Origin of the sequence: Ensifer sp. Root423, from assembly GCF_001426275.1 — a bacterium.
Lineage (GTDB): Bacteria > Pseudomonadota > Alphaproteobacteria > Rhizobiales > Rhizobiaceae > Ensifer > Ensifer adhaerens.
In genome coordinates, this window is sequence record NZ_LMEG01000005.1 from 126,760 (window position 1) to 151,444 (window position 24,685).

A 24,685-nucleotide genomic window follows, 5' to 3' on the forward strand; every position below is an offset into this window, starting at 1 on the left:
TCCTTGGATGAGCAATTCCAAACGGGAGACTTTGCCGGAACTGCTCCTGGGAGATCAGCGTGCCGGCGGGGCGTACATCAGGCCGCCCTGGCTCCAGAGTTTGTTGAGACCGCGATCGATCTTCAGCGGGCTGTCCTTGCCGAGGTGGCGTTCGAAGACTTCGCCATAGTTGCCGACGGCGGAAACCACCTGGTAGGCCCACTTCGGATCGAGCCCCAGCGACTTGCCGGCTTCGTTCTCGATGCCGAGGAAGCGCTTCTGGGCGTTCGTGCCGCTTTCGAGAAGCTTTGCGGCATTGTCCTTGGTGATGCCGAGTTCTTCGGCTTCGGTCAGCGCGAACAGCGTCCAGCGCACGATCTTGAACCACTGATCGTCACCCTGGCGGACGGCCGGACCGAGCGGCTCCTTGGAGATGACTTCCGGCAGCACGACGAAACGATTGGGGTCGTTCAGCGTCAGGCGCTGGGCATAAAGCGCAGAAGCGTCGGTCGAATAGACGTCGCAGCGGGCGGTGTTGAAGGCCTGGATCGTTTGGTCGGCCTTTTCGAAGGCGACGACCTGGTACTGGATGTTGTTGGCGCCGAAATAGTCGGCCATGTTCTGTTCGGTCGTCGTGCCGGTCTCGGTGCAGACGGAGGCGCCCGAGAGTTCCTTGACGCTCTTCACGCCGAGGTCGTTGCGCACCATGAAGGCCTGGCCGTCATAGTAGTTGACGCCGACGAAGCTCATGCCGAGATCGGTGTCGCGCGACAGCGTCCAGGTGGTCTGGCGCGAAAGAAGGTCGGCCTCGCCCGACTGAAGGGCGGTGAAGCGCTCCTTGGTCGACAGCGGTACGTATTTCACCTTGTCGGGATTGCCGAGCGCTGCGGCAGCCACAGCGCGGCAGAAGTCGATGTCGAAACCGGTCCATTCGCCCTTGTCGTTGGGCGCGGAAAAGCCGAGCACGCCCTGGCTGACACCGCAGCGAAGTTCGCCGCGTTCCTTGATGACGTCGAGCATGCCGGCGTTGGCGGCGGTGCCGGCAAGAAATGCCGTGCTCGCCAGTGCCAGAACTCCAAGTTTCATTCCAAGTTTCATTGTCCTGTTCTCCTCATTGATGTTTTTAGGGCATGCGTCTTCGTGCCGGGATGCGTGTCGGGCATCCCGGTCATTGCGTTTGGTTTTTCTGCTGTTCGACCCGGCCTTAACCGAGCGTCCTTGCGACGTCCGCAAAAGTCTCTTCGAGCACGGCGAGCAGGTGATCGGCATCGCGTTTCGAGAAGATCATCGGCGGGCGCATCTTCAAGATGTTGTCATGCGGGCCTTCGGTGCCCATCAGCACGCCGCGGCGGCGGGCGCCGTTGGAGACGGCGCGGGCGAATTCGGTTGACGGTGCTTTGGTCTTGCGGTCGGTGACAAGTTCGATGCCGAGGAAGAGACCCATGCCGCGCACATCGCCGATCACCTCGTAGCGGGTCTGCATGGCGCGGAAGGCATCTATCAGATAGTTGCCGACCGAAAGCGCATTGCCGCGCAGATCCTGCCCTTCGATCACGTCAAGCACCGCGAGACCGACGGCGCAGGAGACCGGGTTGCCGCCGAAGGTATTGAAATACTCCATGCCGTTGTTGAAGCTGTCGGTCACCTCGCGGGTGGTGACGACGGCTGCGAGCGGATGGCCGTCGCCGATCGGTTTGCCCATGGTGACGACGTCAGGCACGACGCCTTGGGTCTCGAAGGCCCACCAATGGCTGCCGACGCGGCCGAAACCGACCTGCACTTCGTCTGCGATGCAGACGCCGCCGGCCTCGCGTACGAGGCGATAGACTTCCTTCAGGTAGCCCTCCGGCAGGAACACCTGGCCGGCGACGCTCGGGATCGATTCCGCGATGAAGAAGCCCGGGCCTTCGCCCTTGGCCTTCATGGCCTGGATCAGTTCGGCGACGCTTTCGGCAAAACGCTTGCCGTGTTCCTCGGCCGGCCAGTCGGCCGGCGCATGGTAACTGTCGGGAATGGTTGCCACATGCACATGCGGCTTCGGACCCTTGCCGCCCTTGCGGCGGAACTTGTAGGGGCTGATGTCGATCAGCTCCTGCGTCGTGCCGTGATAGGACCAGTCGAGCGTGATCGCATTCTCGCGGCCCGTATGGGCGCGCATCAACCTCAGCGCCAGGCTATTGGCCTCCGAACCGCTGTTGACGAAACCGGCGACCGTCAATTCCTTCGGCAGCGTTGCCGTCAGCCGCTCGGCATAGGCGACGATGTTGTCGTGCAAGTAGCGGGTGTTGGTGTTGAGGATCGCCGCTTGCTTTGCCATCGCCTCGACCACTGCCGGATGGGCGTGACCGATGTGGCAGACGTTGTTGAAGCAATCGAGATAGGCGCGGCCGCTGTCGTCGATCAGCCAGACGCCTTCGCCGCGCACGAACTTGATCGGCTTGTCGTAGGAGATCGAAAGGTTCGGCAGGAGCAATTCCTTGCGGCGCTTGACGATCTCCTCGTGCGAACGACCTTTCTTCTCGTAGAACTCCTCGGCGATGCCGGCGAAAGTGCGCGCATCGGGGAAGAGTTCGGTCCAGACGTCGAGGAACTGCGGCTCGCCGACGCCGAGGATTTCGGTCGCCGACAGAGCGGTGTCGGTCGAAAGCTGCAGGTGCAGATGCGGCGCCCAGCCGCCATTTTCCTTCGGCGCTCCCATCTCGCCGACAAGCGCGCCGGCCGCAAGCCGGTCGCCGGCCTTGATGCGTCCCATGGCTTCGTGCGCCATATGACCCCAGAGCGTGACGAAGGGCGGGCATCCCTCGGGCTCATGGCGAAGTGCTATCAGGCAGCCATAACCGAGCGGGTCCTTCTCGATCTCGACGCTGACGACGGTTGCGGCAAGCGGGGTGTAGAGCCTGGTGCCGGCGGCCATGAACAGGTCGAGCCCGAGATGGCGAGTGCGGCGGGTGTGGTCGATGAAGCGCGAGACGAACATCTCGCCGGCATAGACGGTGCGTTCCTCGCCAAAAGGTCCGATGCCGAGTTCGACGCCATGCGCGCGACAATAGTCTTCCCAGATCGCCTGGGCTTCATCCGGCTGTTCGCCAGCGGATTTTATCGTCATCGGGTGGGTGGGGTCGCCATAGGGGACGAGCGCTGCCGGATAGGTGGCGGCGGGGCGTTCGAGCAGTGGCTTCAGCGACTTGCGGTTCGCGTTGATCCAGGCGGAAACCTTGCGGGCACCGGATGTTGCCTCGAAGCCGCAGGCATGCCGCAGGATGGCGGTGGCGAAACGCGGATTCATCCGGTCGAGCTTGCGCAAAAGCGTCCAGGCCGGCCGTTCGCTGATGGCGAGATAGGGATTGTCGTCGGTATGGGCGCGACGGGACGCCGAGATCGTGACCGACGTGACGAGGCGCATGGCGATGAGATCGAAGAGCAGATCGACCTCTTCTTCCGCCAGCGGATACTCCGCATGGAAGCCGCGGGCGATTGCCGCAGCGGCGCCGATCGGATCGGGATGGTCGAGCCCGGCATAGGCGGCGGCGATCGCCACCTCTGCAATCACGGGCGCATGCAGGGCGTCGCCGAAATCGATGAGGCCGGAAATGGTGTCGTGATCGACTTTATCGACCAGGACGTTCCAATCGTTGGCGTCGTTGTGAATGACGGCGGCGCGGAGGGTTGCAAGCCGTGGCGCCACGGACTTTTCGAAGCGGACAAGGAAGCGTTCGAGCAAGGCACGGTCTTCGGCCGAGGTGACGTGGTGCAGCCGGTCGGTCGAGCGGCCGGCATGGCGGATATCCCAGTCGAGATCGCGTAGCGCGCCCGGATGCATGAAGCCCTTGAGCGAGGCATCGAAGCGGCCGAGCATCCGTCCGAGCGACTGTAGCGCCGCATCGTTGCGCCCGGTTTCGGCAAGCGGCAGGCCCTCGACCCAGCTGACGAGCCGCAGGCGGTGGGTGACGCCGCGCGTGCTCGTGGTCGAAGCAAGGCTCGCGCCTGACAGCGTCGGGCGGATATGCGGCACCGGCAGGTCGGCGGCATGGGCGCCGACGTGGCTGAGCAGTGCGGTCTGGAAATCGCTTTCGACCTCGGGCTCGGCACCATTGATGATCTTCAGAATGGAGATGCTGCCGTCCTCAGCCTCGACCTTGAAGTTCTGATCGCGTTCGCTGGCAAGCAGCGACAGCGTAGCGGAGAGGCCGTAATGCTCCTTCAGCAAGGCGGCTGCCGCTTCGGTCGAAAAGTCGGGCGTGGTCTTCAGCATATCGTTCATGGGGATCCTCATCTCGATGACGAGATTTGCATGGGCTGTGCTCCGATGCATCCGGCAATATGCCGGTTGCACCGGCACTATGTTTATAATAACCGTCATCTTGTCGGCAGGCACGGAGGAGGGGACATGCAGGACATCGACGCGATCGACCGCACCATCCTCAGCATTCTGTCGCAGGAGGCGCGGATCCCGATGAAGTCGCTGGCGGGCCGGATCGGGCTCTCCAGAAGCGCGACGACCGAGAGGGTCACGCGACTGGAAAAGGCCGGCGTCATTCGCGGCTATCGCGCCGATATCGGCCAGCTGGACGAGGGCACGATTCAGGCCTTTCTGCTGGTGACGCTGAAGCGCACGCCATCGATCGGCGTGCTCGACCGGCTTGCCGGTTTCTCTGCGGTCCGCAAGGTGTCCTCCGTCAGCGGCCAGCTGGATCTCGTCGTCGAGGTCGAGGTCGGCTCGATCAATGCGCTCAACGAGCTGCGCAACGAGGTGGCGACGATGGACAATGTCGAGGATCTGACCACCTCGATCGTGCTTAGGCGGGATATCGAGCGAAGCTGATACGCCGCCAGCGGAACCGAGGGCGCCTCGTCAGCCCTCGCTCAGCATCTCCGCTTGCGGAGCAAGCCGTTCGAGCAGCGAGCGGCGCACGCGGCCGATGTCGCGCATCGGTGGCTCGCCGAAATGGCGGGCATATTCGCGACTGAACTGCGACTGGCTTTCATAACCCACCTGATGGCCGGCATCGCCGGCGTCGAGACTCTCCTCCAGCATCAGCCGCCGGGCCTCCTGCAACCGAAGCTGTTTCTGGTATTGCAGGGGGCTCATCGCGGTGATCGCCTTGAAGTGATGGTGTAGCGACGAGACGCTCATGGAAACACGGTTGGCGAGATCGTCGATCCGCAAGGGCCGCGAATAGTGTTCCTTCAGCCAGGCGACTGCGCGGCCGACCTGATGCGGCTGGCTGTCGGTCGTCGCCATCTGTCTGAGGCGATGGCCGTGCGGCCCGGTCAAAAGCCGGTAGAGGATTTCCTGCTCGATCAGTGGCAGCAGCGCAGGGATATCGTCCGGCCGCTCGAGCAGACGCAGCAAGCGAAGTGCGGCATCTTCGAGTTCGACAGTGATCTTGCTGACGCTCATGCCGCGCACGGAGGCGGCGGGTGTCGGCAGCTGCGACAGGGACGCAAGCAGCGCCTGGATCTTACCGGGATCGAGCGTGAAGGCCATGCTGAGATAGGGCTCGTCTGCAGAGGCCTGGCAGACTTGGGACAGAACCGGCAGGTCGATCGACGTCAGCAGATAATCCGAGGCGCCGTAGATCAGCGTCTCTTCGCCGAGCACCACGCGCTTTGCTCCTTGCACGATGATCGCCAAACTCGGCCTGTAGGCGGAGCAGTTGACCGGGGCGTCGCCGCCGTGGCGGTGCAGGCTCAGGCCGGCAATCTGCGTCATGTGATCACCGTCGGTTTTGGCAAACCGGGCAATGACGTCGATCATCTCGGGACGGGCGGTCTGTCGCGTGGCTGTCATAATCTCAGGTCTTTCCAGCGGCTTAGCGTTGTGCGAGGCAACGCTCAGATAGGGTCTCGACGTGCCATCTCCAGGATGTCGCTGTCAATCTTGTAGGATCGTGCAAAAACTTTGCAGGATCGCTCTAACGCTTGCAGCGTGCGCACCCTCATAGTTCTGATGCGTCAGGCCGGGCTCCCTCCGGACCTGCACCCTTTCCCAAAATGAGGACAGACTGATGGCCATTGCAAGAGGATATGCGGCGACCGATGCGTCGAAGCCGCTGACGCCCTTCACCTTCGAACGCCGCGAACCGCGCGACGACGACGTGGTGATCGAGATCAAATATTGCGGCGTCTGCCACTCGGACATCCACCAGGCCCGCAACGAATGGGGCAACTCGGCCTTCCCGATGGTTCCGGGCCACGAGATCGTCGGCATCGTCACGGCGGTCGGCTCCAAGGTGACCAAGTTCAAGGTCGGCGACCGCGCCGGCGTCGGCTGCTTCGTCGATTCCTGCACCACCTGCGCTACCCGCGATCTGGATCTGGAACACTACATGCCCGGCCTGGTCGTGACCTATAACGGCGTCGAAGCCGACGGCAAGACACCGACCCAGGGCGGCTACTGCGACAGCATCGTCGTCAAGGAAGGCTACGTTCTGTCGATCCCCGAGAACCTGCCGCTCGACGCTGCGGCACCGCTGCTTTGCGCCGGCATCACGCTCTATTCGCCGCTGCGCCACTGGAAGGCCGGTCCCGGCAAGAAGGTCGCGATCGTCGGCATGGGCGGTCTCGGACATATGGGCGTCAAGCTGGCGCATGCCATGGGCGCAGACGTGACCGTTCTCAGCCAGACGCTTTCCAAAAAGGAAGACGGGCTGAAGCTCGGCGCCGATCACTACTATGCCACCAACGACCCCGAGACCTTCACGGCGCTGGCGGGCACGTTTGACCTGATCATCTGCACGGTTGCCGCCGAGATCGACTGGAACGCCTACCTCAACCTGCTCAAGGTCGATGGCGATCTGGTGCTGGTCGGCATTCCGGAGAACGCCGTGCCGGTGCATGCCTTCTCGCTGGTGCCGGCGCGCCGCAGCATTTCCGGCTCGATGATCGGCTCGATCAAGGAGACCCAGGAAATGCTCGACTTCTGCGGCGAGCACAACATCGTCTCGGAAATCGAAACGATCCGCATCCAAGAGATCAACGAAGCCTATGAACGCGTCGTCAAGAGCGACGTGCGTTATCGATTTGTCATCGACATGGCATCGCTGCAGGACGCCGCCTAAGCTGAAAGCAGACGGCCCGGGATCTGTGTAGATCCCGGGCCGTTCTTTTATTTTTCTGCGACAGAGGCTCACACCAGCGGCAGCGGCCCGTCGTTCTTGATCTCTTCCATGACAGCATAGGTGCGGGTCTCCTTGACGCCCGGGAGCGTCCAGAGAACCTGGCCGAGGAAGTTGCGGTAGGCCGCCATGTCCTCGAACCGCGTCTTGACCAGATAGTCGAAGCCGCCTGCCACCATGTGACATTCGAGCACGGCCGGCGCCTGTTTGACGGCGGCGGCGAACTGGTCGAAGACGTCGGGCGTCGTCTTGTCGAGCATGACCTCGATGAAGACCAGCAGCCCGAAGCCGAGCTTCTGCGGGTCCAATCGCGCGCCGAAGCCCGAGACGTATCCTTCCTTCAACAGCCGGCGCAGACGTTCGCTGGTCGCGGTCGGCGACAGGCCGATGCGATCGGCAAGCTCCAGATTGGTGATGCGGCCGTCCGCCTGGAGAATGTTGAGAATTCGTCGGTCAATCTTGTCGATCTGATGCATCGTGCCTCCCAACCGTGCCTCAGGCGGCAAGCCGCGTTTCCGCGAGCTTCACCCAGTAGGAAATGCCGTGCGGGATCGCCTCGTCGTTGAAGTCATAGGCCGGGTGATGCAGCCCGGCGGTGTCACCGTTGCCCATGAAGATAAAGGCGCCGGGGCGGGCAAGCAGCATGTAGGAGAAATCCTCACCGCCCATCATCGGATCGAGCGACGGCTGGACATTGCCGGCACCGGCAATCTCGGCTGCCGCCTGCAAGGCATAACCGGTCTCGTCGGCATGGTTCACAGTTACCGGATAGTTGCGGTTGTAGGAGACCTGGACGGTCGCGCCGTAGATCTGGGCAACACCCTCGGCAATCGTGCGGATGCGGCTTTCGCCGATCTCGCGCACCTCAGGCATGAGGGTGCGCACGGTGCCGCCAAGCACGGCTTCCTGCGGAATGACGTTGTGGGCGAAACCGGCATTGAACTTGGTGACGGAGACGACGACGGAGGCGAGCGGATCGACTGTGCGCGACGCAATCGTCTGCAAGGCGGTCACGATCTGCGTTCCGACGATGATCGGGTCGATCGTCTTGTGCGGCTGGGCCGCATGGCCGCCGCGGCCCTTGATGGTGATGGTGAACTCGTCGGTCGAGGCCATGATCGGGCCGACGCGGCTGCCGAACTGGCCGACGGGCATGCCCGGCATGTTGTGCATGCCGTAGACTTCGGCAATGGCAAAGCGCTCCATCATGCCGTCCTTGACCATCTCGTTGCCGCCGCCGCCGCCTTCTTCTGCAGGCTGGAAGATGACCGCGACTTGGCCGGCGAAGTTGCGGGTTTCGGCGAGATACTTCGCCGCGCCGAGAAGCATGGCCGTGTGGCCGTCGTGGCCGCAGGCATGCATCTTGCCGGATGTCTCAGAGGCCCAGTCCTTGCCGCTCGTCTCGGTGATCGGCAGCGCGTCCATGTCGGCGCGCAGACCGATGGTGCGGCCCGCGCCGAGATTGCCGCGGATGAGGCCGACGACGCCGGTGCGGCCAAGCCCCGTCACGATTTCGTCAACGCCGAACTCCTTCAGTTTCTTTTCGACGAAGGCTGCCGTATTTTCGACCGCGAACAGGAGCTCCGGATTCCTGTGCAGGTGGCGCCGCCATTCGGTGACTTCATTCTGGAGCTCGGCGGCACGGTTAAGTATCGGCATCGTTTCGTCCTGTCGGTCTGTTCGATCACTAATTGTATCTGCGTATCGGTGTGGATTGGCACGACTGCCCGTGAATGGGCTTTGCCATCTCCTCGCCATATAGGCTAAATAGCCGGACGAGACGAGGCAACAGCGGATTTTCGAGGTCCTATCGTGGTGACAGCAGGATTTTTCACGCGTGGCAAGATGAAGGCGCTCGGAGTGACGGCGGCGACATGCGCCACACTTCTTGCGGCGCTGCCGGCTGCGGCCAATCCAAGGCTGGTCGTCGACGTCAATTCGCTGAAGGTTTACGAGCACCAGGATATCTTCCAGAAATGGTATCCGGCGTCGCTGACCAAGCTGATGACGGCCTACACGGCCTTCCGCGCCATCAAGTCCGGTCAGCTCACGCTCGAGAGCCCGGTCATCATGACCAAGAACGCCGCCGCCGAGCCGCCGAGCAAGATGTTCTACAAGCCCGGCCAGGCGATGACGCTCGACAGCGCGCTGAAGATGATGCTGGTGAAGTCGGCAAACGATGTTGCGGTCGCGATCGCCGAAACGGTCGCCGGTTCGGAGCCCGCCTTCATCGAGCGGATGAATGCCGAGGCCCGCCGCATCGGCATGACCTCCTCGAACTTCATCAATCCCAACGGTCTGCCTGGTCCCGGCCAGTACACGACCGCCCGCGACCTTGCGGTACTCGCGATCACGCTCAAGCGCGAGTTTCCGCAATACGCCTCCTATTTCTCGCTGGAAGGTTTCACCACCGGCAAGAAGGATTATCCGAACTACAACATGCTGATCGGCCGCTTCGAAGGCGCTGACGGCATGAAGACCGGCTTCATCTGCGCCTCCGGCTTCAACCAGGTTTCATCCGCCACCCGCGAGGGGCGCAGCGTCGTCTCGGTCGTGCTCGGCGAGGACAGCCTCGGTGCGCGTGCGGATGAGTCCGCACGGCTCCTGCAGATGGCACTGACGACGAACGGCAACGGCAAGCCGTCGCTGGTGCAGATCCCGGCCTATGGCGAGACGCGCGACATGGTGGCCGATGTCAGCAAGCAGATCTGCTCGAAGGCGGCCGCGAAGGTTCGCAGCGAGGGTCGCGACGAAGCCGGCCGCCAGAAGCTGCTCTCGCCCTATATCCACGAAATCAACCGGCCACTGAAGCTTGCCTTCGCCGGGCTGATCGCCGGCAGCGGCGAAAAAGCGCCGAAGCTTGCCGGCGACCCGGCCGGCCAGGGCGATGTCGCCAATGTGCCGATCCCGGTGCCGCGGCCGACCTTCTGATCGGAGTGCATGATGGTTAGTCCCTTGTCGGCGGTGCCGGTCTCGATCCTTACCGGCTTCCTTGGTGCGGGCAAGACGACGCTGCTCAACCGGCTGCTGAAGGATCCCGATCTCTCGGATACGGCCGTTATCATCAACGAGTTCGGCGACGTGTCGATCGATCATTTGCTGGTGGAAGCCTCCAGCGACGGGGTCATCGAGCTTTCCGACGGCTGCCTCTGCTGTACCGTGCGTGGCGAACTGGTCGATACGCTTGCCGATCTCATGGACCGCATGCAGACCGGCAAGATCAAGCCGCTGAAGCGCGTCGTTATCGAAACCACCGGCCTTGCCGACCCGGCGCCAGTGCTGCAATCGGTGATCGGCAATCCGGTCATTGCGCAGAACTTCCGGCTGGATGGCGTGGTCACCGTCGTCGACGCCGTCAACGGCCTGCAGACGATCGCCAATCACGAGGAAGCGCTGAAGCAGATTGCCGTTGCCGATCGCATCGTCATCAGCAAGACAGGCCTTGCCGAAACGTCGGAGCGTGATGCGCTGACGGCGCGGATCCGCGCGCTCAATCCGCGCGCGCCGCTGATCGATGGCGACAGCGCCGAAGCCGGGCACGCAGAGCTGTTCGATTGTGGCCTCTACGACCCCTCGTCGAAGATCGCTGATGTCGGCCGCTGGCTGCAGGACGAGGCGCACCACGACCACCATGATCATGACCATGACCACGGTCACGATCATCACGACCACGATCACCACCATGATCATGGGCACGATCATCATCACCATCACGATGTGACGCGACATGGCGGCGACATCCGCTCCTTCAGCATCGTGCACGACCGGCCGATCGAGCCTATGGCGCTCGACATGTTCATCGATCTCCTGCGCTCGGCGCATGGCGAGAAGCTGCTCCGGATGAAGGCGATCGTCGCGGTTGCCGACAGGCCGGACCGGCCGCTGGTGCTGCATGGCGTGCAGAACGTCTTCCACACGCCGGAGCGGCTCGCCGCCTGGCCGGACCCGAACGACCGTCGCACGCGCATGGTGCTGATCACCAAGGGGTTGGAAGAGGCCTTCGTCCGCGACCTCTTCGACGCGTTCACCGGCAAGCCGCGCATCGACCGGCCAGACGCCCAAGCTTTGTCCGACAATCCGCTCGCCGTGCCAGGCATGCGGTTCTAAATCGCCTCAGTAATCGAAGCGTTGCCGCGCGGCAGACGTGGCGTCTTACGCGCCCTTGCGGATGAGGAACCGGTGGCCGCCGTCGGCGGGTGCGGCCTCTACAAGCTTGTGGCCGTCCTCGTTGCAGAAATGTGGAATGTCGATCACCGCCAGCGGATCGGTGGTCTCAATCTCCAGCAAAGCGCCCGGCGCCAGCGAAGTCATGCGTTTACGCGTCTTCAAAACGGGAAGGGGGCATTTAAGCCCCCTCAGGTCATAGACGATCTTCTGTTCGTCCGGCATCAATTGCCCCAGATCTTCCAGAACGGCCGCTTCTTCGGCGGCTCTTCCGTCATAACAGGCGCTTCGACGGCCGCATCGGCTGACGGTGTCGTTGCCGTGGTCACGGCAGCGGCCTGCTGCTGGGCGGCAGGGGCCGGCGCCTTCGCCTGCTTTGCCGTCGTTGCCGGGGCGGCTTGCGTCAGCGGCGCGGCAGTAGCCTGCTGTTCAGGCGTGATGACGACCGGGGCCGGCATCTGCAATTCCGGCTCGCTCTTGGAGAACAGGCTCCAGAAGGATTTCTTCGGCTGCTCGACGGCCGCCTGCATCACCGGCTGCGGAATGGGATTGGCGGCCGGGACCGGGACGTGCTTGCCGCCATCGGTCGCCTTTTCGAGTTCCTTCTTCTGGATCTCGACGGCCTGCTTGGTTTCTTCCGCTTCCTTCTGCAAGGCGATCTTCTTTTCGAGATCGCTCGCCTTCATCATCTTGCCGGCGTCAAGCGAGTTGCCGGTCGGCGCATAGGCGAGTTCGCGGCCGACGCGCTGCTTGGCGACGATCGCCTTGCGCTCGGCTTCGCTCGGTTCGTACCAGACCATGCCGTCATACTTCTTCATCGCCTTGTCGTAGTCGGTCTGGTAGCTCTTTTCGAAGCTCGCCATCGCCACCTGCAGGGCCGGCGGCGTCGACATGGCGGGGCACTGGCCACCCGGATTGAACGGGCCGGAGGCCTGCTGGTTGAAGACGTACTTCTTCTCGCAGACATTGACTTCCGGCGGACGCTTGGTGACTTCGAACTGGTCGTAGCCGACCTTCAGCATCTTCCAGAAGTCGATATTCGGATTGTCGCGGTGCCGCGCCATGTTCTCCGCGGTCATGCGGAAGGGGAAGGCCTGCAGCTGAACACTTTCCTGGCCGCCCTTGAAGCTATCGCGGGCGAGCGCAAAGATCTCGATCATCTGCTCGTCGGTCATCGAGTAGCAGCCCGACGACGAGCAGGCGCCGTGGATCATCAGGTGTGTGCCCTGGCGACCGTTCGCCTTGTCGTAGGCGTTGGGATAGCCGGTGTTGATCGCCAGATAGTAGTTGGAATTGGGGTTCATCTGGCGCGGGAAGAGCGGGTAGAAGCCTTCCGGCGCCTGCCGGTCGCCTTCCTTCACCTTGGGTCCAAGCTTGCCGGACCAGGCGCAGATCTTGTAGGTCTTCAAAAGCTGGAAGCGGTTGGCGGTATTGGCCTTCCAGACCTCGAGCGTGCCTTCTTCCTTGAAGATGCGCAGTGCGATCGGGGCTTGCTTCTGCATCCCGAGCTCGCTCATCTTTTTGACCATCGGGGCAGAGACCTGATACTCGGTCTTGTTCCTGACGGACTTGATATCGACCGATGTCGTCGCATCCAGCGTTTCGTTGGTGCAGCCGGCAAGCGCGGCGACAATGGCGGCGGAAGCTAAAAGGTTCCAGAAACGCATCAGCAGAGGCCCGTTCAAACCCAAACTCGACTAGGAAAGCCCAAGTCCGCGAGGGTGGGCCTTTTAGAGAATCACTAAGCGATTATACTTCACGAATTCTTAACCCTGCAGGGTGGCCCTGCCGATGCGCTGTTCATGACCTCATGAATATGGCCAAGATTTGGCCACACTCCGCTTTGCAGTTGCGAAATCCGCTTCCGCAATCGCGGGCCATCAGATCGGGCGAGGGGAAGGTCGTGGGATTTCCACCCCGCTCCCGCTTAAGGACTGCCGATCCGGCTTAGAGGTTACGGCCGATATTCAGATATTTTTGTCGGCGATCGGTGCGCAACTGGTCGCCATCGCGTCCGGAAAGTTCCTTGAGCGCGTCGGCGATCACGGTTCCGGTGCGGCCGATGACCGCGTTCGGGTCGCGGTGCGCGCCGCCGACCGGTTCCTGAATGATGCCGTCGATGACGCCGAGCGCTTTCAGATCCTCGGACGTGATCTTCATGTTGCTGGCCGCTTCCTTGGCGCGGGTGGAATCGCGCCACAGGATAGAGGCTGCACCTTCCGGCGAGATGACGCTGTAGATCGCATGCTCGAGCATGTACACGCGGTTGCCGGTGGCGATCGCAATCGCACCGCCGGAGCCGCCTTCGCCGATGACGACGGTGACGATCGGCACGCGAACGTTGAGGCACATCTCGGTGGAGCGGGCAATCGCTTCCGCCTGGCCGCGCTCTTCGGCGTTAACGCCCGGGTAGGCGCCTGCGGTATCGACCAGCGTGATCAGCGGCAGGCCGAAGCGGTCAGCCATTTCCATGACGCGGATCGCCTTGCGGTAGCCTTCCGGACGGGGGCTGCCGAAATTGTGCTTGATGCGCGACTTGGTGTCGTTGCCCTTTTCCTGGCCGAGAACGGCGACCGGCATGCCGCGGAAGCGCGCAAGGCCGGCCTGGATGGCGTCGTCGTTGGCGAAGTTGCGGTCGCCGGCAAGCGGCGTGAACTCGGTGAAGAGCTCGGCGGCATAATCCAGGAAGTGCGGGCGCGAGGGGTGGCGGGCGACCTGGGTCTTCTGCCACGGCGTCAGCTTCGAATAGATCTCGACCATCGCGTCGCGGACGCGCGTCTCCAGGCGTTCGATCTCATCCGAAGTGTTCACGCTCTCGTCTTCGCCGGCGAGCTTCTTCAATTCGAGAATCTTGCCTTCGAGGTCGGAGATGGGCTTTTCGAAATCGAGATAGTTGTGCATGAGATGCGTTTCCGATCATTTTGCGACAAGGGTCTGCGGGCCGAAACCAGCCTGCCCGGCGGTCCTAATCCTGTTTTTTCGCCTGTTTGGCAAGAGGGTGATGGTTTTGCACCAGGTTGTGCAGCCGTTCTTCCAGAACATGTGTATAGATTTGTGTCGTTGAAATGTCCGAGTGACCGAGCAGTTCCTGCACCGCGCGAAGGTCGGCGCCATTGGCCAGCAGGTGGCTGGCGAAGGCATGTCTAAGCACGTGCGGGGAGATCGTGGCGACGCGAATGCTGGCGCGCGCGGCCAGCGATTTCAGATCGCGGGCAAAAACCTGGCGCGGCAGGAATCCCTGCTTGCCCGAGGAGGGGAAGAGCCACGGGCTCTCTCGGTTGCCACTTTCCTCGCGCGCAATCTCCTCGGCGAGCGCCTCGCCATAGGCCCGCATGGCCCGGATCGCTGCCTGTGATAGCGGAACGAGGCGGTCCTTGTTGCCCTTGCCGCGGATGACGAGGAAGCGGCCGTTCTGGGCGAGCACGCTTGCGGGCAGCGACATGAGTTCGCTGACGCGCATGCCGGTCGCATAGAGCAGTTCGATCAGCGCATGCATGCGCAATTTGGCGAGGTGGTCGGTACCGCCGGCTGCCGCCTCGGTCTCCGCCTGGCCGATCAGGCGCGAGACGTCGTCGACGCTCAGCGTCTTCGGCAGGCTACGTCCCTTCTTCGGCGCGTCGAGGATCCCGGTCGGGTCGTCGCCGCGCATGCCTTCGGCGTAGAGGAATTTGTAGAACTGCCTGAGCGCCGAAAGCCGCCGCGCTTGCGAGGAGGCCTTGAAGCCCTGACCGGCGAGATGGGCGAGATACCCGCGAAGGTCATCTGGTGTCGCCCCGGTCAGCCCGGTTCCGAGCGTGCGCAGATGCGAGGAGGCATCTTCGAGGTCACGCTCGTAGGATTGCAGCGTATTGACCGCTGCACCCCGCTCGGCGCTCATCATTTCGAGGAAAGCCTCGACATGGGCGGCGGAAAGATCGCTCATTGGGTCTTGTTCACCCGTTCGGACGGGATCTTCACGGTGACGTCGCGCTCCGTCGGCTCGACGAAGGTGACGAGAGAGATCATCGTGCCGTACACTATCCCGGCAATTACGGCGCAGAAGAACAGGAACCGGAAGAGGGTCGGCATTTCAATCTCCTCTGCATGTGCCTTTCGATCGAAGCGGACGTAAGGATACATGCAGGCGTTCAAACGGCCAGTGCGTTTCAGGCGCTCGGAATGAGCGCGCGACGCTGTGGCGGGTGCCAGACCTATATGAACGCCGCTTCCGCCGAGTTCAAGAACCGTGAGCGGACGCGAGCGACGACTTGACGCTACACCCCGATTTGTCGATACCGAAAGGGAATGGGGAATAAGAAGTCCAATGAACGACGTGATCGAACCGGTTTCCGCAACGCTTGCCGAGCGGGCGAAGCTTGTACTCGGTAAACGTAATCTCGTGTTCATCGGCCTGATGGGCGCCGGCAAATCGGCAATCGGTCGTTTGACGGCTCAGGCGCTTGGCATTCCCTTCGTCGATTCCGACCATGAGATCGAGCGCGTCTCGCGCATGACGATCAGCGATCTCTTTGCCCGCTATGGCGAAGACGAGTTCCGGGCGCTTGAAACGCGGGTGCTGAAGCGGCTCTTGCGCAGCGGTCCGCGCGTGGTCTCGACCGGCGGCGGCGCCTATATCAACGAGCGCTCGCGCCGCCAGATCAAGAAGGGTGGCCTGACGGTCTGGCTGAACGCCGAGCTCGACGTGCTCTGGGAGCGGGTCAACAAGCGCGACACCCGGCCGCTGCTGAAGACCGAGAACCCGAAGCAGACGCTCGAAAACCTGATGAATGCGCGTTACCCGATCTACGCCGAAGCGGACCTGACGGTGCTGTCGCGCGATGTGAAGAAAGAGACGATGGTCGAGGATGTCCTCACCGCCGTCATCGAGTACCAGGACAAGAAGACCCATGAATAGCCATGCGATGCCTGCAGCCGAACGCAAGGTCCGTGTCGACCTCGGTGACCGTTCTTACGACATCCTGATCGGTCCCGGGCTGATTGCGGCGGCCGGTGAGGAAATCGCCGCCCGCCTCAAGGGGCGCAAGATGGCCGTCATCACCGATGAGAACGTCGCGCCGCGCTACCTTGAGCCGCTCATGGCGAGCCTTGGGGAGTGCGACATCGACGCCGTGTCGCTGGTGCTTCCCGCCGGCGAAAAGACCAAGAGCTTCGAACATCTGATTCCGGTCTGCGAAACGGTGCTTGGCGCCCGGATCGAGCGCAACGATGCGGTGATCGCGCTTGGCGGTGGCGTCATCGGTGACCTCACCGGCTTTGCCGCCGGCATCGTGCGCCGCGGCTCGCGCTTCATCCAGATACCGACCTCGCTCTTGGCGCAGGTGGATTCCTCCGTCGGCGGCAAGACCGGCATCAATTCGCCGCACGGCAAGAACCTGATCGGTGTCTTCCACCAGCCGGATCTGGTGCTGGCGGACACCGACGTGCTCGACACCTTGAGCGAGCGCGAATTCCGCGCCGGTTATGCCGAGGTCGCGAAATACGGGCTGATCGACAAGCCGGACTTCTTTGCCTGGCTCGAAAACAACTGGCAGGCGGTCTTTGCGGGGGGTAGCGCCCGCATTGAGGCGATCGCAGTCAGCTGCCAGGCCAAGGCGGACGTCGTGGCGGCGGACGAACGCGAAAATGGCCTGCGCGCGCTGCTCAATCTCGGCCACACCTTCGGCCATGCACTGGAGGCGGCGACCGAATACGACAGCGCCCGGCTGGTGCACGGTGAGGGCGTTTCGATCGGCATGGTGCTGGCGCATCAGTTCTCGACGCGCATGAACCTTGCGAGCGCCGACGATGCAACCCGTGTCGAGGCGCATCTGAGGGCCGTCGGCCTGCCGACGCGCATGTCGGAAATTCCCGGTACACTGCCTCCGGCAGAACGGCTGATGGACGCGATTGCCCAGGACAAGAAGGTCAAGGGCGGCAAGCTCACCTTCATCCTGACGAAGGGTATTGGCCAGTCCTTCGTCGCTGATGACGTCCCATCCTCCGAGGTTCTGAGCTTCCTGAGGGAAAAGCACCCGCAATGACCGGCGAAGCCTTCATTGCCTTCCTGGCGGAGTACTGGCTGTCGATCCTGTCAGTCTTCTGCCTGCTTGTGCTTTCGGGCTTCTTTTCGGGTTCGGAGACGGCGCTGACCGCCGCGTCGCGCTCGCGTATGCATACGCTGGAAAATAACGGCGAAGAGCGCGCCGGCATCGTCAACCGGCTGATCGAGCGTCGCGACCGGCTGATCGGCGCGCTGCTGATCGGCAACAATCTCGTCAACATTCTTGCCTCGTCACTGACGACGAGCCTGCTGATCGGTCTCTTCGGCGACAGCGGCGTGGCGATCGCCACACTCGCCATGACCGTGCTGCTCGTCATCTTCTCGGAAGTACTGCCGAAGAGCTGGGCGATTGCTTCGCCGGATCGTTTCGCGATTGCCGTGGCACCGCTCGTCCGTCTCTTCGTCGCCGTCGTCGGCCCGGTTTCTAGCCTCGTCAACGGCATCGTCCGGCGCCTGCTTAACATCTTCGGCATCAACCTGGCCTCCGACATGTCTATGCTGTCGGCGCATGAGGAACTGCGCGGCGCCGTGGACCTGCTGCACCGCGAGGGCTCGGTGATCAAGGCCGACCGCGATCGGCTCGGCGGCGTGCTCGATCTTGGCGAGCTTGAAATCTCCGACATCATGATCCACCGCACCAGCATGCGGGCGATCAATGCCGACGAGCCGCCGGAAACCTGCGTCCGCGATATTCTCGAAAGCCCGTTCACGCGGCTGCCGCTCTGGCGCGGGTCGACCGACAACATCATCGGCGTCGTGCATTCCAAGGATTTGCTGAGGGCGCTGGCCGAACCAAATGTCGAGCCGGAAAACCTCGATATCGTCAAGATCGCGCAGAAGCCCTGGTTCGTGCCGGACACGACCAACCTCAAGGATCAACTCAACGCGTTCCTGCGTCGCAAACTGCATCTGGCGATCGTCGTCGACGAGTATGGTCAGGTTCAGGGTCTGGTGACGCTGGAGGACATTCTGGAGGAGATCGTCGGCGATATCGCCGATGAGCACGACCTCGACATTCAGGGCGTGCGCCAGGAAGCCGATGGCTCGATCGTCGTCGATGGCTCGGTGCCGATCCGCGATCTCAACCGCGCGCTCGACTGGTCGCTGCCGGACGAGGAGGCGACGACGGTGGCCGGTCTGGTCATCCACGAGTCCAAGAGCATTCCGGAGGAGCGCCAGGCCTTCACCTTCCACGGCAAACGCTTCATCGTGATGAAGCGGGTGAAGAACCGCATTACCAAGCTGCGCATCCGTCCGGCGGAAGAGGGTGCTCCGCCGGCGTGATGGCCGCGATTGCCTCTACCAGCGGGTCGGCTCGCCGGGGGCTGCCGGCTCGACGGCGAGCGCATGCAGGCCGGCGTCGAGTTCTGGCTTCAGGAGATCATTGATGGCGCGGTGGCGGGCGACACGGCTCATGCCGGCAAAGGCGCTAGAAACGATACGCACCCGCATGTGGGACTCGCCGGTACCATCGAAGCCCGGCTGATGGCCGGTATGCTGATGGCTCTCGTTGATGACCTCGAGCCGTTCAGGGTGGAAGGCCTCGATCAGCTTCTTTTCGATGGTCTCGGTGAGCGACATTCTTCCGTCCCATTTTGCTGTTTGCTTGGCGCCCCCTCGCAGTTAAGAACCCGGTAATCGCTGGCACGGCGGCGCAAAATGCCCGCACAAAGCCAGCAACATTCCGCTTTGTCAATTCTTGTTGTGACTCCCGCCAAACCCCATAATGAGCGCCATGAGACTCGATTCAAAATACTTCGATCGCATTCGAACCCGGCGCAAGGTCGAGCCGCAGGCAGAGCCGGCGGCTCCCGTCTGTCAGTGGGACGGCTGCGATCAGAAGGGTGTGCACCGGGCGCCCGTCGGTCGCAACGCCGAGGGGCAGTACTTCATGTTCTGCTTCGAGCACGTGAAGGAATACAACAAGGGCTACAACTTCTTCTCCGGCCTCTCCGACAGCGAGGTCGCCCGCTACCAGAAGGAAGCGATCACCGGTCATCGGCCCACCTGGACCGTCGGCGTCAACAAGAACGCCAAGAACGGCCCGACCCAGTCGCAGACGCGGTCTGGCTCTGCCGGCGCCCAGGCCCGCATGCGCGATCCCTTCGGCTTTGTCAGCGAGGCGCGGGCGCGATCCGGTCGTCCCGAGCCACGCCAGCGCAAGCTGAAGACGCTCGAGGCGAAGGCCTTCGAAACGCTTGGTCTCGGAGCCTCGGCGACCACTGCCGACATCAAGGCGGCCTACAAGGACCTCGTCAAGAAGCATCACCCCGATGCCAATGGCGGAGATAGAGGATCGGAAGAGCGTTTTCGCGCGGTTATTCAGGCCTACCAATTGTTAAAACAGGCTGGTTTCTGCTAACAACCCGGATTAATACAGAAGCACTTTTGCAGGCGAATGCGCGGGTGCCGTCCGGTGGCCGCTCTGGAGACATGATGAGCAAGATTGACCTCGACATTTCCAACCTCCCCGACACCACGATTTCCGTCCGGGAGGTTTTCGGTATTGATACGGATTTGCGCGTTCCTGCCTATTCGAAGGGCGACGCCTATGTCCCGGATCTGGATCCGGACTACCTCTTCGACCGCGAAACGACGCTCGCCATTCTCGCAGGCTTCGCCCACAACCGACGCGTGATGGTGTCGGGCTATCACGGCACCGGCAAGTCCACCCATATCGAGCAGGTCGCCGCGCGCCTCAACTGGCCGTGCGTGCGCGTCAACCTCGATAGCCATGTCAGCCGTATCGACCTCGTCGGCAAGGACGCGATCGTCGTCAAGGACGGCCTGCAGGTCACCGAATTCAAGGACGGCATCCTGCCCTGGGCCTACCAGCACAATGTCGCGCTCGTCTTCGACGAATACGATGCCGGCCGCCCGGACGTCATGTTCGTCATCCAGCGCGTGCTGGAATCCTCCGGCCGCCTGACGCTGCTCGACCAGAGCCGTGTCATCCGTCCGCACCCGGCCTTCCGCCTGTTTGCGACCGCCAACACCGTCGGCCTCGGCGACACGACCGGCCTCTATCACGGCACGCAGCAGATCAACCAGGCGCAGATGGACCGCTGGTCGATCGTCACCACGCTGAACTACCTGCCGCACGACAAGGAAGTCGACATCGTCGCCGCCAAGGTCAAGGGCTTCACCGCCGACAAGGGCCGCGAGACCGTCTCCAAGATGGTACGTGTCGCCGACCTCACGCGCGCAGCCTTCATCAATGGCGATCTCTCGACTGTCATGAGCCCGCGTACGGTCATCACCTGGGCCGAGAACGCCCACATCTTCGGCGACATCGCTTTCGCCTTCCGCGTGACCTTCCTCAACAAGTGCGACGAGCTGGAGCGGGCGCTGGTCGCCGAGCACTACCAGCGCGCCTTCGGCATCGAGCTGAAGGAAAGCGCTGCCAACATCGTGCTCGAAGCCACCGCCTGATCCCACGGCCTGCCGTCCCCTTTGGGAGGGCGGGTCATGACGCTGTGGCAAACCGGATGACGCCCCACTGGGGCGCCGTCGCCTCTGGCTGAAGAAGGAACTGTCGTGAGCTCGAATTCGAAGGCAAAGCCAACCACGCGCGAGAATGCTGCGGAACCGTTCAAGCGGGCGCTTTCCGGCTGCATCCGATCGATCGCGGGCGATGCCGAGGTGGAAGTCGCCTTCGCCAACGAGCGGCCGGGCATGACCGGCGAACGCATCCGTCTGCCGGAACTTTCCAAGCGCCCGACCCTGCAGGAACTTGCCGTGACCCGCGGGCTCGGTGACAGCATGGCGCTGCGCAAGGCCTGTCACGATGCGCGGATCCACGCGACCATGTCGCCGCAAGGGGCGGACGCCCGCGCGATCTTCGATGCGGTGGAGCAGGCTCGTGTCGAGGCGATCGGGTCGTTGCGCATGGCGGGTGTCGCCAAGAACCTCAACGTCATGCTCGAAGAGAAATACGCCAAGGCGAATTTCGCAACGATCGAGCGCCAGGCGGACGCGCCGCTCGGCGAGGCCGTAGCGCTGCTGGTGCGCGAGAAGCTGACGGGCCAGAAGCCGCCGGCGTCTGCCGGCAAGGTGCTCGACCTCTGGCGCGAGTTCATCGAGGGCAAGGCTGCCGGCGACATTGAGCACCTGTCGTCGACGATCAACAACCAGCAGGCCTTTGCCCGGGTCGTTCGCGACATGCTGACCTCGATGGAAGTCGCCGAGAAATACGGTGACGACGACAACGAGCCGGACGAGCAGGAAAGCGAGACCGACGAAGACCAGCCGCGCAGCCAGGAGCAGGACGAGAACGCCAGCGACGAGGAAGCCGGCGACGATGCCGCACCCGCCGACGAGAACCAGGCTGCCGAAGAGCAGATGGAAGAAGGCGAGATGGACGGCGCGGAGATCTCCGACGACGATCTCCAGGACGAAGGCGACGAGGACAGCGAAACGCCCGGCGAGGTCAAGCGTCCGAACCAGCCCTTCGCCGACTTCAACGAGAAGGTCGACTACGCCGTCTTCACCCGCGAGTTCGACGAGACGATTGCCTCGGAAGAGCTTTGCGACGAGGCCGAGCTCGACCGGCTGCGCGCCTTCCTCGACAAGCAGCTTGCCCATCTTCAAGGCGCGGTCGGCCGCCTTGCCAACCGGCTGCAGCGCCGCCTGATGGCGCAGCAGAACCGCTCCTGGGAGTTCGATCTCGAAGAGGGGTATCTCGATTCGGCGCGGCTTCAGCGCATCATCATCGATCCGATGCAGCCGCTTTCCTTCAAGCGCGAAAAGGACACCAACTTCCGCGATACCGTCGTGACGCTGCTGATCGACAATTCCGGCTCGATGCGCGGCCGTCCGATCACGGTTGCCGCCACCTGCGCCGATATCCTGGCGCGCACGCTCGAGCGCTGCGGCGTCAAGGTCGAGATCCTCGGTTTTACCACCAAGGCGTGGAAGGGTGGGCAGTCACGCGAGAAGTGGCTGGCCGGCGGCAAGCCACAGGCCCCGGGTCGCCTCAACGACCTGCGACACATCGTCTACAAGTCTGCCGACGCTCCGTGGCGCCGGGCACGACGCAATCTCGGCCTGATGATGCGGGAAGGCCTGCTCAAGGAAAACATCGACGGCGAGGCGTTGATTTGGGCGCATGAGCGGCTGATGGCGCGGCGCGAACAGCGGCGCATCCTGATGATGATTTCGGACGGCGCGCCGGTCGACGACTCGACGCTGTCGGTCAATCCAGGAAACTATCTGGAGCGTCACCTGCGCGCGGTCATCGAGCAGATCGAAACGCGCTCGCCGGTGGAACTGCTGGCGATCGGTATCGGCCACGACGTGACGCGCTACTATCGCCGTGCCGTCACCATCGTCGATGCCGATGAGCTTGCCGGCGCGATGACCGAACAGCTGGCCGCACTCTTCGAGGACGAAAGCCAGCGCCGCGGTTCTTCGCGTCTTCGCCGCGCCGGGTGATGCTTCCCCCTTGGGGGCGGTGGAACATCGCCTCCGAGCTGCCAATCGGCACCTGCACGCATCGCTGGCGGCCGAAGTCAATTTACGGACATAGTTTTACAGTCTACCAAGCTACCATGCGTGGCGGGCTCACTTTGAGCGCACGCCGCGTCATTCCCGATGCCCCCTGAAGGTACTTCTCTTGATGCTTGGCCGCGGTCTCCTAGCCCTTTTCCTCCTGGCTTCGGCCTGCCCGGCATGGTCCGCTTCCGATAGCGAAGACCTGCCGATCCGCAGCCGCCAGATCAGTAATTTCGCTGTGGGTTCCAGCGCCACACGGTTTGGCGCCCTGGAGTTTCTCGGTGGTCTGGAGATGACCTCGTCAAATCCGCTGTTCGGCGCGGTTTCGGCAATCCGCTTTCGTCCTGACGGCAGCTCTTTCGTCGCCGTCATGGATACCGGCCACTGGCTGGAAGGTGCGGTAACCCGCGACGAGCAGGGTCGGCTTTCCGGTATCACCAACCTGACCGCCACGCCGATGGCGGATCGTAACGGTGATGTCGGCCTGGCGAAATGGAAGGTGGATTCCGAAGGGCTTGCCCTTCGAGAAGGCCAGGCGATCGTCAGTTACGAGCAGGCCCATCGCATCGACATCTATCCGGATCCGGGTTTTGCCGGCTCGAAGCCGATCGGAAGCCTGGCATTGCCGTTTCCGATCAGCGAGCTGCGCAGCAACGCCGGCATTGAGACGATCGCGGTCTCGCCGAAGGACAGCCCCCTCGCGGGCGCCATGATCGCCATTGCCGAACGCAGCGTCGACAAGGCGGACAATCTTTTGGCCGGTATCCTCGACGGGCCACAGCGCGGCGCATTCAGCGTCGTGCGCAAGGATCCCTATGCGGCAACCGATGGCGCCTTCCTGCCGAACGGCGACCTCTTGCTGCTGGAGCGACGTTTCTCCTTCGGCTCGGGTCTCGGCATGCAGATCCGTCGGGTCCCAGGCGATAAGATCAAGCCCGGCGCGGTCGTCGACGGCGAAGTCCTCTTCGAAGCGGACATGGGCTACCAGATCGACAACATGGAAGGCCTCGACGTCGTCGTGCGTCCCGACGGCGACGTGCGGGTCATCGTCGTCTCCGACGACAACCATTCGATCCTCGAGCGCAACCTGATGCTGGAGTTCCGGCTCAACACCGCGCTGACACAGTAAGCCAGCCAACTCCTGAACAGTGCGATCCGCCCGATCGTGTGGAGATCCGGCCAAGAGCCGGTGAAGGATCGAGCCGTCTCGCTCGGCGCGGCTGCGCAGAGGCCCGAACAAGCCCGTCCGATGCTTGACGGTGTCCCGGCAAAGGCCTATTGGCCGATTGTCCGTTGAAGGAGATTTATGCGCAGAGGCTGAAAATTTACCCGCATTCGCGGTTGTTCAAGGCGCCGAACAGGCGTCCCTCTTGACGCATATCTATTGAACGGAAAAACCATGAAAAAAATGGATTTGATGATCCGCGCCTATCGTGCTGCGGATTTGGAAGAACTGTCGGCCATCTGGTTCGAGGCCTCGATAACGGCGCACGCTTTTGTCGGCGAGGCGCGGTTGCGTGAACAGCGCCTGTTGATCGAGACCGTCTATCTGCCGAACGCGGAGACTTGGGTCGCCATCCGGGACGGCGAACCGGCCGGGTTCGTCAGCTTGCTCGACGATTTCATCGGCGGGCTGTTTGTCTCGCCGCGACACCAGGGTGCCGGCATCGGCCGCTTGTTGGTTTCGCATGCCCTGCAGCTGAAGGGGCAGCTCCGCTTGGAGGTCTACACCGCCAATTCGCAGGCCTATGCCTTCTACGAGAACCTCGGCTTTGAAGAACAGTCCCGGCGGTCGGAAGACGACGAAGGGCTGCCATTCGAAAACGCTCAGATGCTTTTGAAGCAGCGCTAGAAGGTGAGGCGCGGGGAAGGGCGGCTGCTGCTCTTCCCC

General features: G+C 62.8%; 23 protein-coding genes. 12 read left to right on the forward strand and 11 right to left on the reverse strand.

The annotated features are described in order from the left end of the window. Positions 1–54 precede the first annotated feature (54 nt). Entirely contained in the window at positions 55–1,065 is a 1,011-nt protein-coding gene (locus tag ASD01_RS08155; RefSeq protein WP_034806725.1) for an amino acid ABC transporter substrate-binding protein, read from the reverse strand. Positions 1,066–1,183: 118 nt separating this feature from the next. Continuing rightward, positions 1,184–4,240, reverse strand: coding sequence for an aminotransferase class III-fold pyridoxal phosphate-dependent enzyme (locus ASD01_RS08160; RefSeq protein ID WP_034806506.1), 3,057 nt, complete (start codon positions 4,238–4,240; stop codon positions 1,184–1,186). A 126-nt stretch (positions 4,241–4,366) separates the two neighbouring features. Here ASD01_RS08160 and ASD01_RS08165 point away from each other — a divergent pair, with 126 nt between their 5' ends. Then, positions 4,367–4,801, forward strand: coding sequence for an Lrp/AsnC family transcriptional regulator (locus tag ASD01_RS08165; RefSeq protein WP_034806510.1), 435 nt, complete (start codon positions 4,367–4,369; stop codon positions 4,799–4,801). Positions 4,802–4,831: 30 nt separating this feature from the next. Here the strand turns inward: ASD01_RS08165 and ASD01_RS08170 are convergent, their stop codons facing one another. After that, the gene (locus ASD01_RS08170) at positions 4,832–5,770 is read right to left on the reverse strand and encodes an AraC family transcriptional regulator (RefSeq protein ID WP_034806513.1); all 939 of its coding nucleotides are present in this window, start codon (positions 5,768–5,770) and stop codon (positions 4,832–4,834) included. A 217-nt stretch (positions 5,771–5,987) separates the two neighbouring features. Between ASD01_RS08170 and ASD01_RS08175 the strand changes: the two genes are divergently transcribed. After that, the gene (locus ASD01_RS08175) at positions 5,988–7,040 is read left to right on the forward strand and encodes an NAD(P)-dependent alcohol dehydrogenase (RefSeq protein ID WP_060528854.1); all 1,053 of its coding nucleotides are present in this window, start codon (positions 5,988–5,990) and stop codon (positions 7,038–7,040) included. Between the two features lie 68 nt (positions 7,041–7,108). Here ASD01_RS08175 and ASD01_RS08180 read toward each other — a convergent pair whose 3' ends face one another. Both ASD01_RS08180 and ASD01_RS08185 read right to left on the reverse strand, forming a co-directional pair. Next, positions 7,109–7,573, reverse strand: coding sequence for an Lrp/AsnC ligand binding domain-containing protein (locus ASD01_RS08180; protein ID WP_034806518.1), 465 nt, complete (start codon positions 7,571–7,573; stop codon positions 7,109–7,111). 19 nt (positions 7,574–7,592) lie between these two features. Then, entirely contained in the window at positions 7,593–8,756 is a 1,164-nt protein-coding gene (locus ASD01_RS08185) for a M20 aminoacylase family protein (RefSeq protein WP_034806520.1), read from the reverse strand. 201 nt (positions 8,757–8,957) lie between these two features. Here ASD01_RS08185 and ASD01_RS08190 point away from each other — a divergent pair, with 201 nt between their 5' ends. Both ASD01_RS08190 and ASD01_RS08195 read left to right on the forward strand, forming a co-directional pair. Then, positions 8,958–10,028 carry a D-alanyl-D-alanine carboxypeptidase family protein gene (locus ASD01_RS08190; protein ID WP_034806728.1) on the forward strand — a complete coding sequence of 357 codons (1,071 nt, stop codon included), beginning with the start codon at positions 8,958–8,960 and terminating at the stop codon, positions 10,026–10,028. A gap of 12 nt (positions 10,029–10,040) precedes the next feature. Next, a complete protein-coding gene (locus tag ASD01_RS08195; RefSeq protein ID WP_060528853.1) occupies positions 10,041–11,204 on the forward strand; it encodes a CobW family GTP-binding protein in 1,164 nt (387 codons plus the stop codon). A gap of 45 nt (positions 11,205–11,249) precedes the next feature. On the opposite strand, the gene ASD01_RS08200 is transcribed toward ASD01_RS08195, so the two are convergent. The 5 genes from ASD01_RS08200 to ASD01_RS36150 all read right to left on the reverse strand — a co-directional run bounded on the left by ASD01_RS08200 (position 11,250) and on the right by ASD01_RS36150 (position 15,329). Further along, positions 11,250–11,486 carry a sulfurtransferase TusA family protein gene (locus tag ASD01_RS08200; protein WP_034806524.1) on the reverse strand — a complete coding sequence of 79 codons (237 nt, stop codon included), beginning with the start codon at positions 11,484–11,486 and terminating at the stop codon, positions 11,250–11,252. Then, positions 11,486–12,928: a L,D-transpeptidase family protein gene (locus tag ASD01_RS08205; protein WP_034806527.1), complete on the reverse strand. Its 1,443-nt coding sequence runs from the start codon at positions 12,926–12,928 to the stop codon at positions 11,486–11,488. The genes ASD01_RS08200 and ASD01_RS08205 overlap by 1 nt, the downstream gene beginning before the upstream one ends. Before the next feature lie 280 nt (positions 12,929–13,208). Continuing rightward, positions 13,209–14,162 carry an acetyl-CoA carboxylase carboxyltransferase subunit alpha gene (locus tag ASD01_RS08210; protein ID WP_034806530.1) on the reverse strand — a complete coding sequence of 318 codons (954 nt, stop codon included), beginning with the start codon at positions 14,160–14,162 and terminating at the stop codon, positions 13,209–13,211. 64 nt (positions 14,163–14,226) lie between these two features. Next, positions 14,227–15,183, reverse strand: a complete 957-nt coding sequence (locus tag ASD01_RS08215) for a site-specific tyrosine recombinase XerD (RefSeq protein ID WP_034806533.1) — start codon at positions 15,181–15,183, stop codon at positions 14,227–14,229. Next, entirely contained in the window at positions 15,180–15,329 is a 150-nt protein-coding gene (locus ASD01_RS36150) for a hypothetical protein (protein WP_034806731.1), read from the reverse strand. Before ASD01_RS36150 ends, ASD01_RS08215 begins: the two co-directional genes overlap by 4 nt. Before the next feature lie 235 nt (positions 15,330–15,564). Here ASD01_RS36150 and ASD01_RS08225 point away from each other — a divergent pair, with 235 nt between their 5' ends. The 3 genes from ASD01_RS08225 to ASD01_RS08235 are packed head-to-tail and all read left to right on the forward strand — an operon-like array spanning position 15,565 to position 18,585. Then, complete coding sequence (locus ASD01_RS08225; RefSeq protein WP_034806536.1) at positions 15,565–16,155, forward strand: shikimate kinase; 591 nt, start codon at positions 15,565–15,567, stop codon at positions 16,153–16,155. Next, the gene (gene aroB / locus ASD01_RS08230) at positions 16,148–17,281 is read left to right on the forward strand and encodes a 3-dehydroquinate synthase (RefSeq protein ID WP_034806539.1); all 1,134 of its coding nucleotides are present in this window, start codon (positions 16,148–16,150) and stop codon (positions 17,279–17,281) included. The genes ASD01_RS08225 and aroB overlap by 8 nt, the downstream gene beginning before the upstream one ends. Further along, on the forward strand, positions 17,278–18,585 hold the full coding sequence (locus tag ASD01_RS08235; RefSeq protein ID WP_034806542.1) for an HlyC/CorC family transporter: 1,308 nt from the start codon (positions 17,278–17,280) through the stop codon (positions 18,583–18,585). The genes aroB and ASD01_RS08235 overlap by 4 nt, the downstream gene beginning before the upstream one ends. 15 nt (positions 18,586–18,600) lie before the next feature. Here ASD01_RS08235 and ASD01_RS08240 read toward each other — a convergent pair whose 3' ends face one another. After that, positions 18,601–18,882 (reverse strand): BolA family protein, encoded by a 282-nt coding sequence (locus ASD01_RS08240; RefSeq protein ID WP_034806546.1) that lies wholly within the window; start codon positions 18,880–18,882, stop codon positions 18,601–18,603. 145 nt (positions 18,883–19,027) lie between these two features. Here ASD01_RS08240 and ASD01_RS08245 point away from each other — a divergent pair, with 145 nt between their 5' ends. The 5 genes from ASD01_RS08245 to ASD01_RS08265 all read left to right on the forward strand — a co-directional run bounded on the left by ASD01_RS08245 (position 19,028) and on the right by ASD01_RS08265 (position 24,646). Beyond that, a complete protein-coding gene (locus tag ASD01_RS08245) occupies positions 19,028–19,663 on the forward strand; it encodes a J domain-containing protein (RefSeq protein WP_034806549.1) in 636 nt (211 codons plus the stop codon). A gap of 74 nt (positions 19,664–19,737) precedes the next feature. Next, positions 19,738–20,733, forward strand: a complete 996-nt coding sequence (gene cobS / locus ASD01_RS08250; RefSeq protein ID WP_034806552.1) for a cobaltochelatase subunit CobS — start codon at positions 19,738–19,740, stop codon at positions 20,731–20,733. A 105-nt stretch (positions 20,734–20,838) separates the two neighbouring features. Continuing rightward, positions 20,839–22,734 carry a cobaltochelatase subunit CobT gene (gene cobT / locus ASD01_RS08255; RefSeq protein ID WP_034806554.1) on the forward strand — a complete coding sequence of 632 codons (1,896 nt, stop codon included), beginning with the start codon at positions 20,839–20,841 and terminating at the stop codon, positions 22,732–22,734. A 184-nt stretch (positions 22,735–22,918) separates the two neighbouring features. Next, complete coding sequence (locus ASD01_RS08260) at positions 22,919–23,923, forward strand: esterase-like activity of phytase family protein (protein ID WP_034806556.1); 1,005 nt, start codon at positions 22,919–22,921, stop codon at positions 23,921–23,923. Between the two features lie 270 nt (positions 23,924–24,193). Further along, positions 24,194–24,646: a GNAT family N-acetyltransferase gene (locus ASD01_RS08265; RefSeq protein WP_034806561.1), complete on the forward strand. Its 453-nt coding sequence runs from the start codon at positions 24,194–24,196 to the stop codon at positions 24,644–24,646. Positions 24,647–24,685 lie beyond the last annotated feature (39 nt).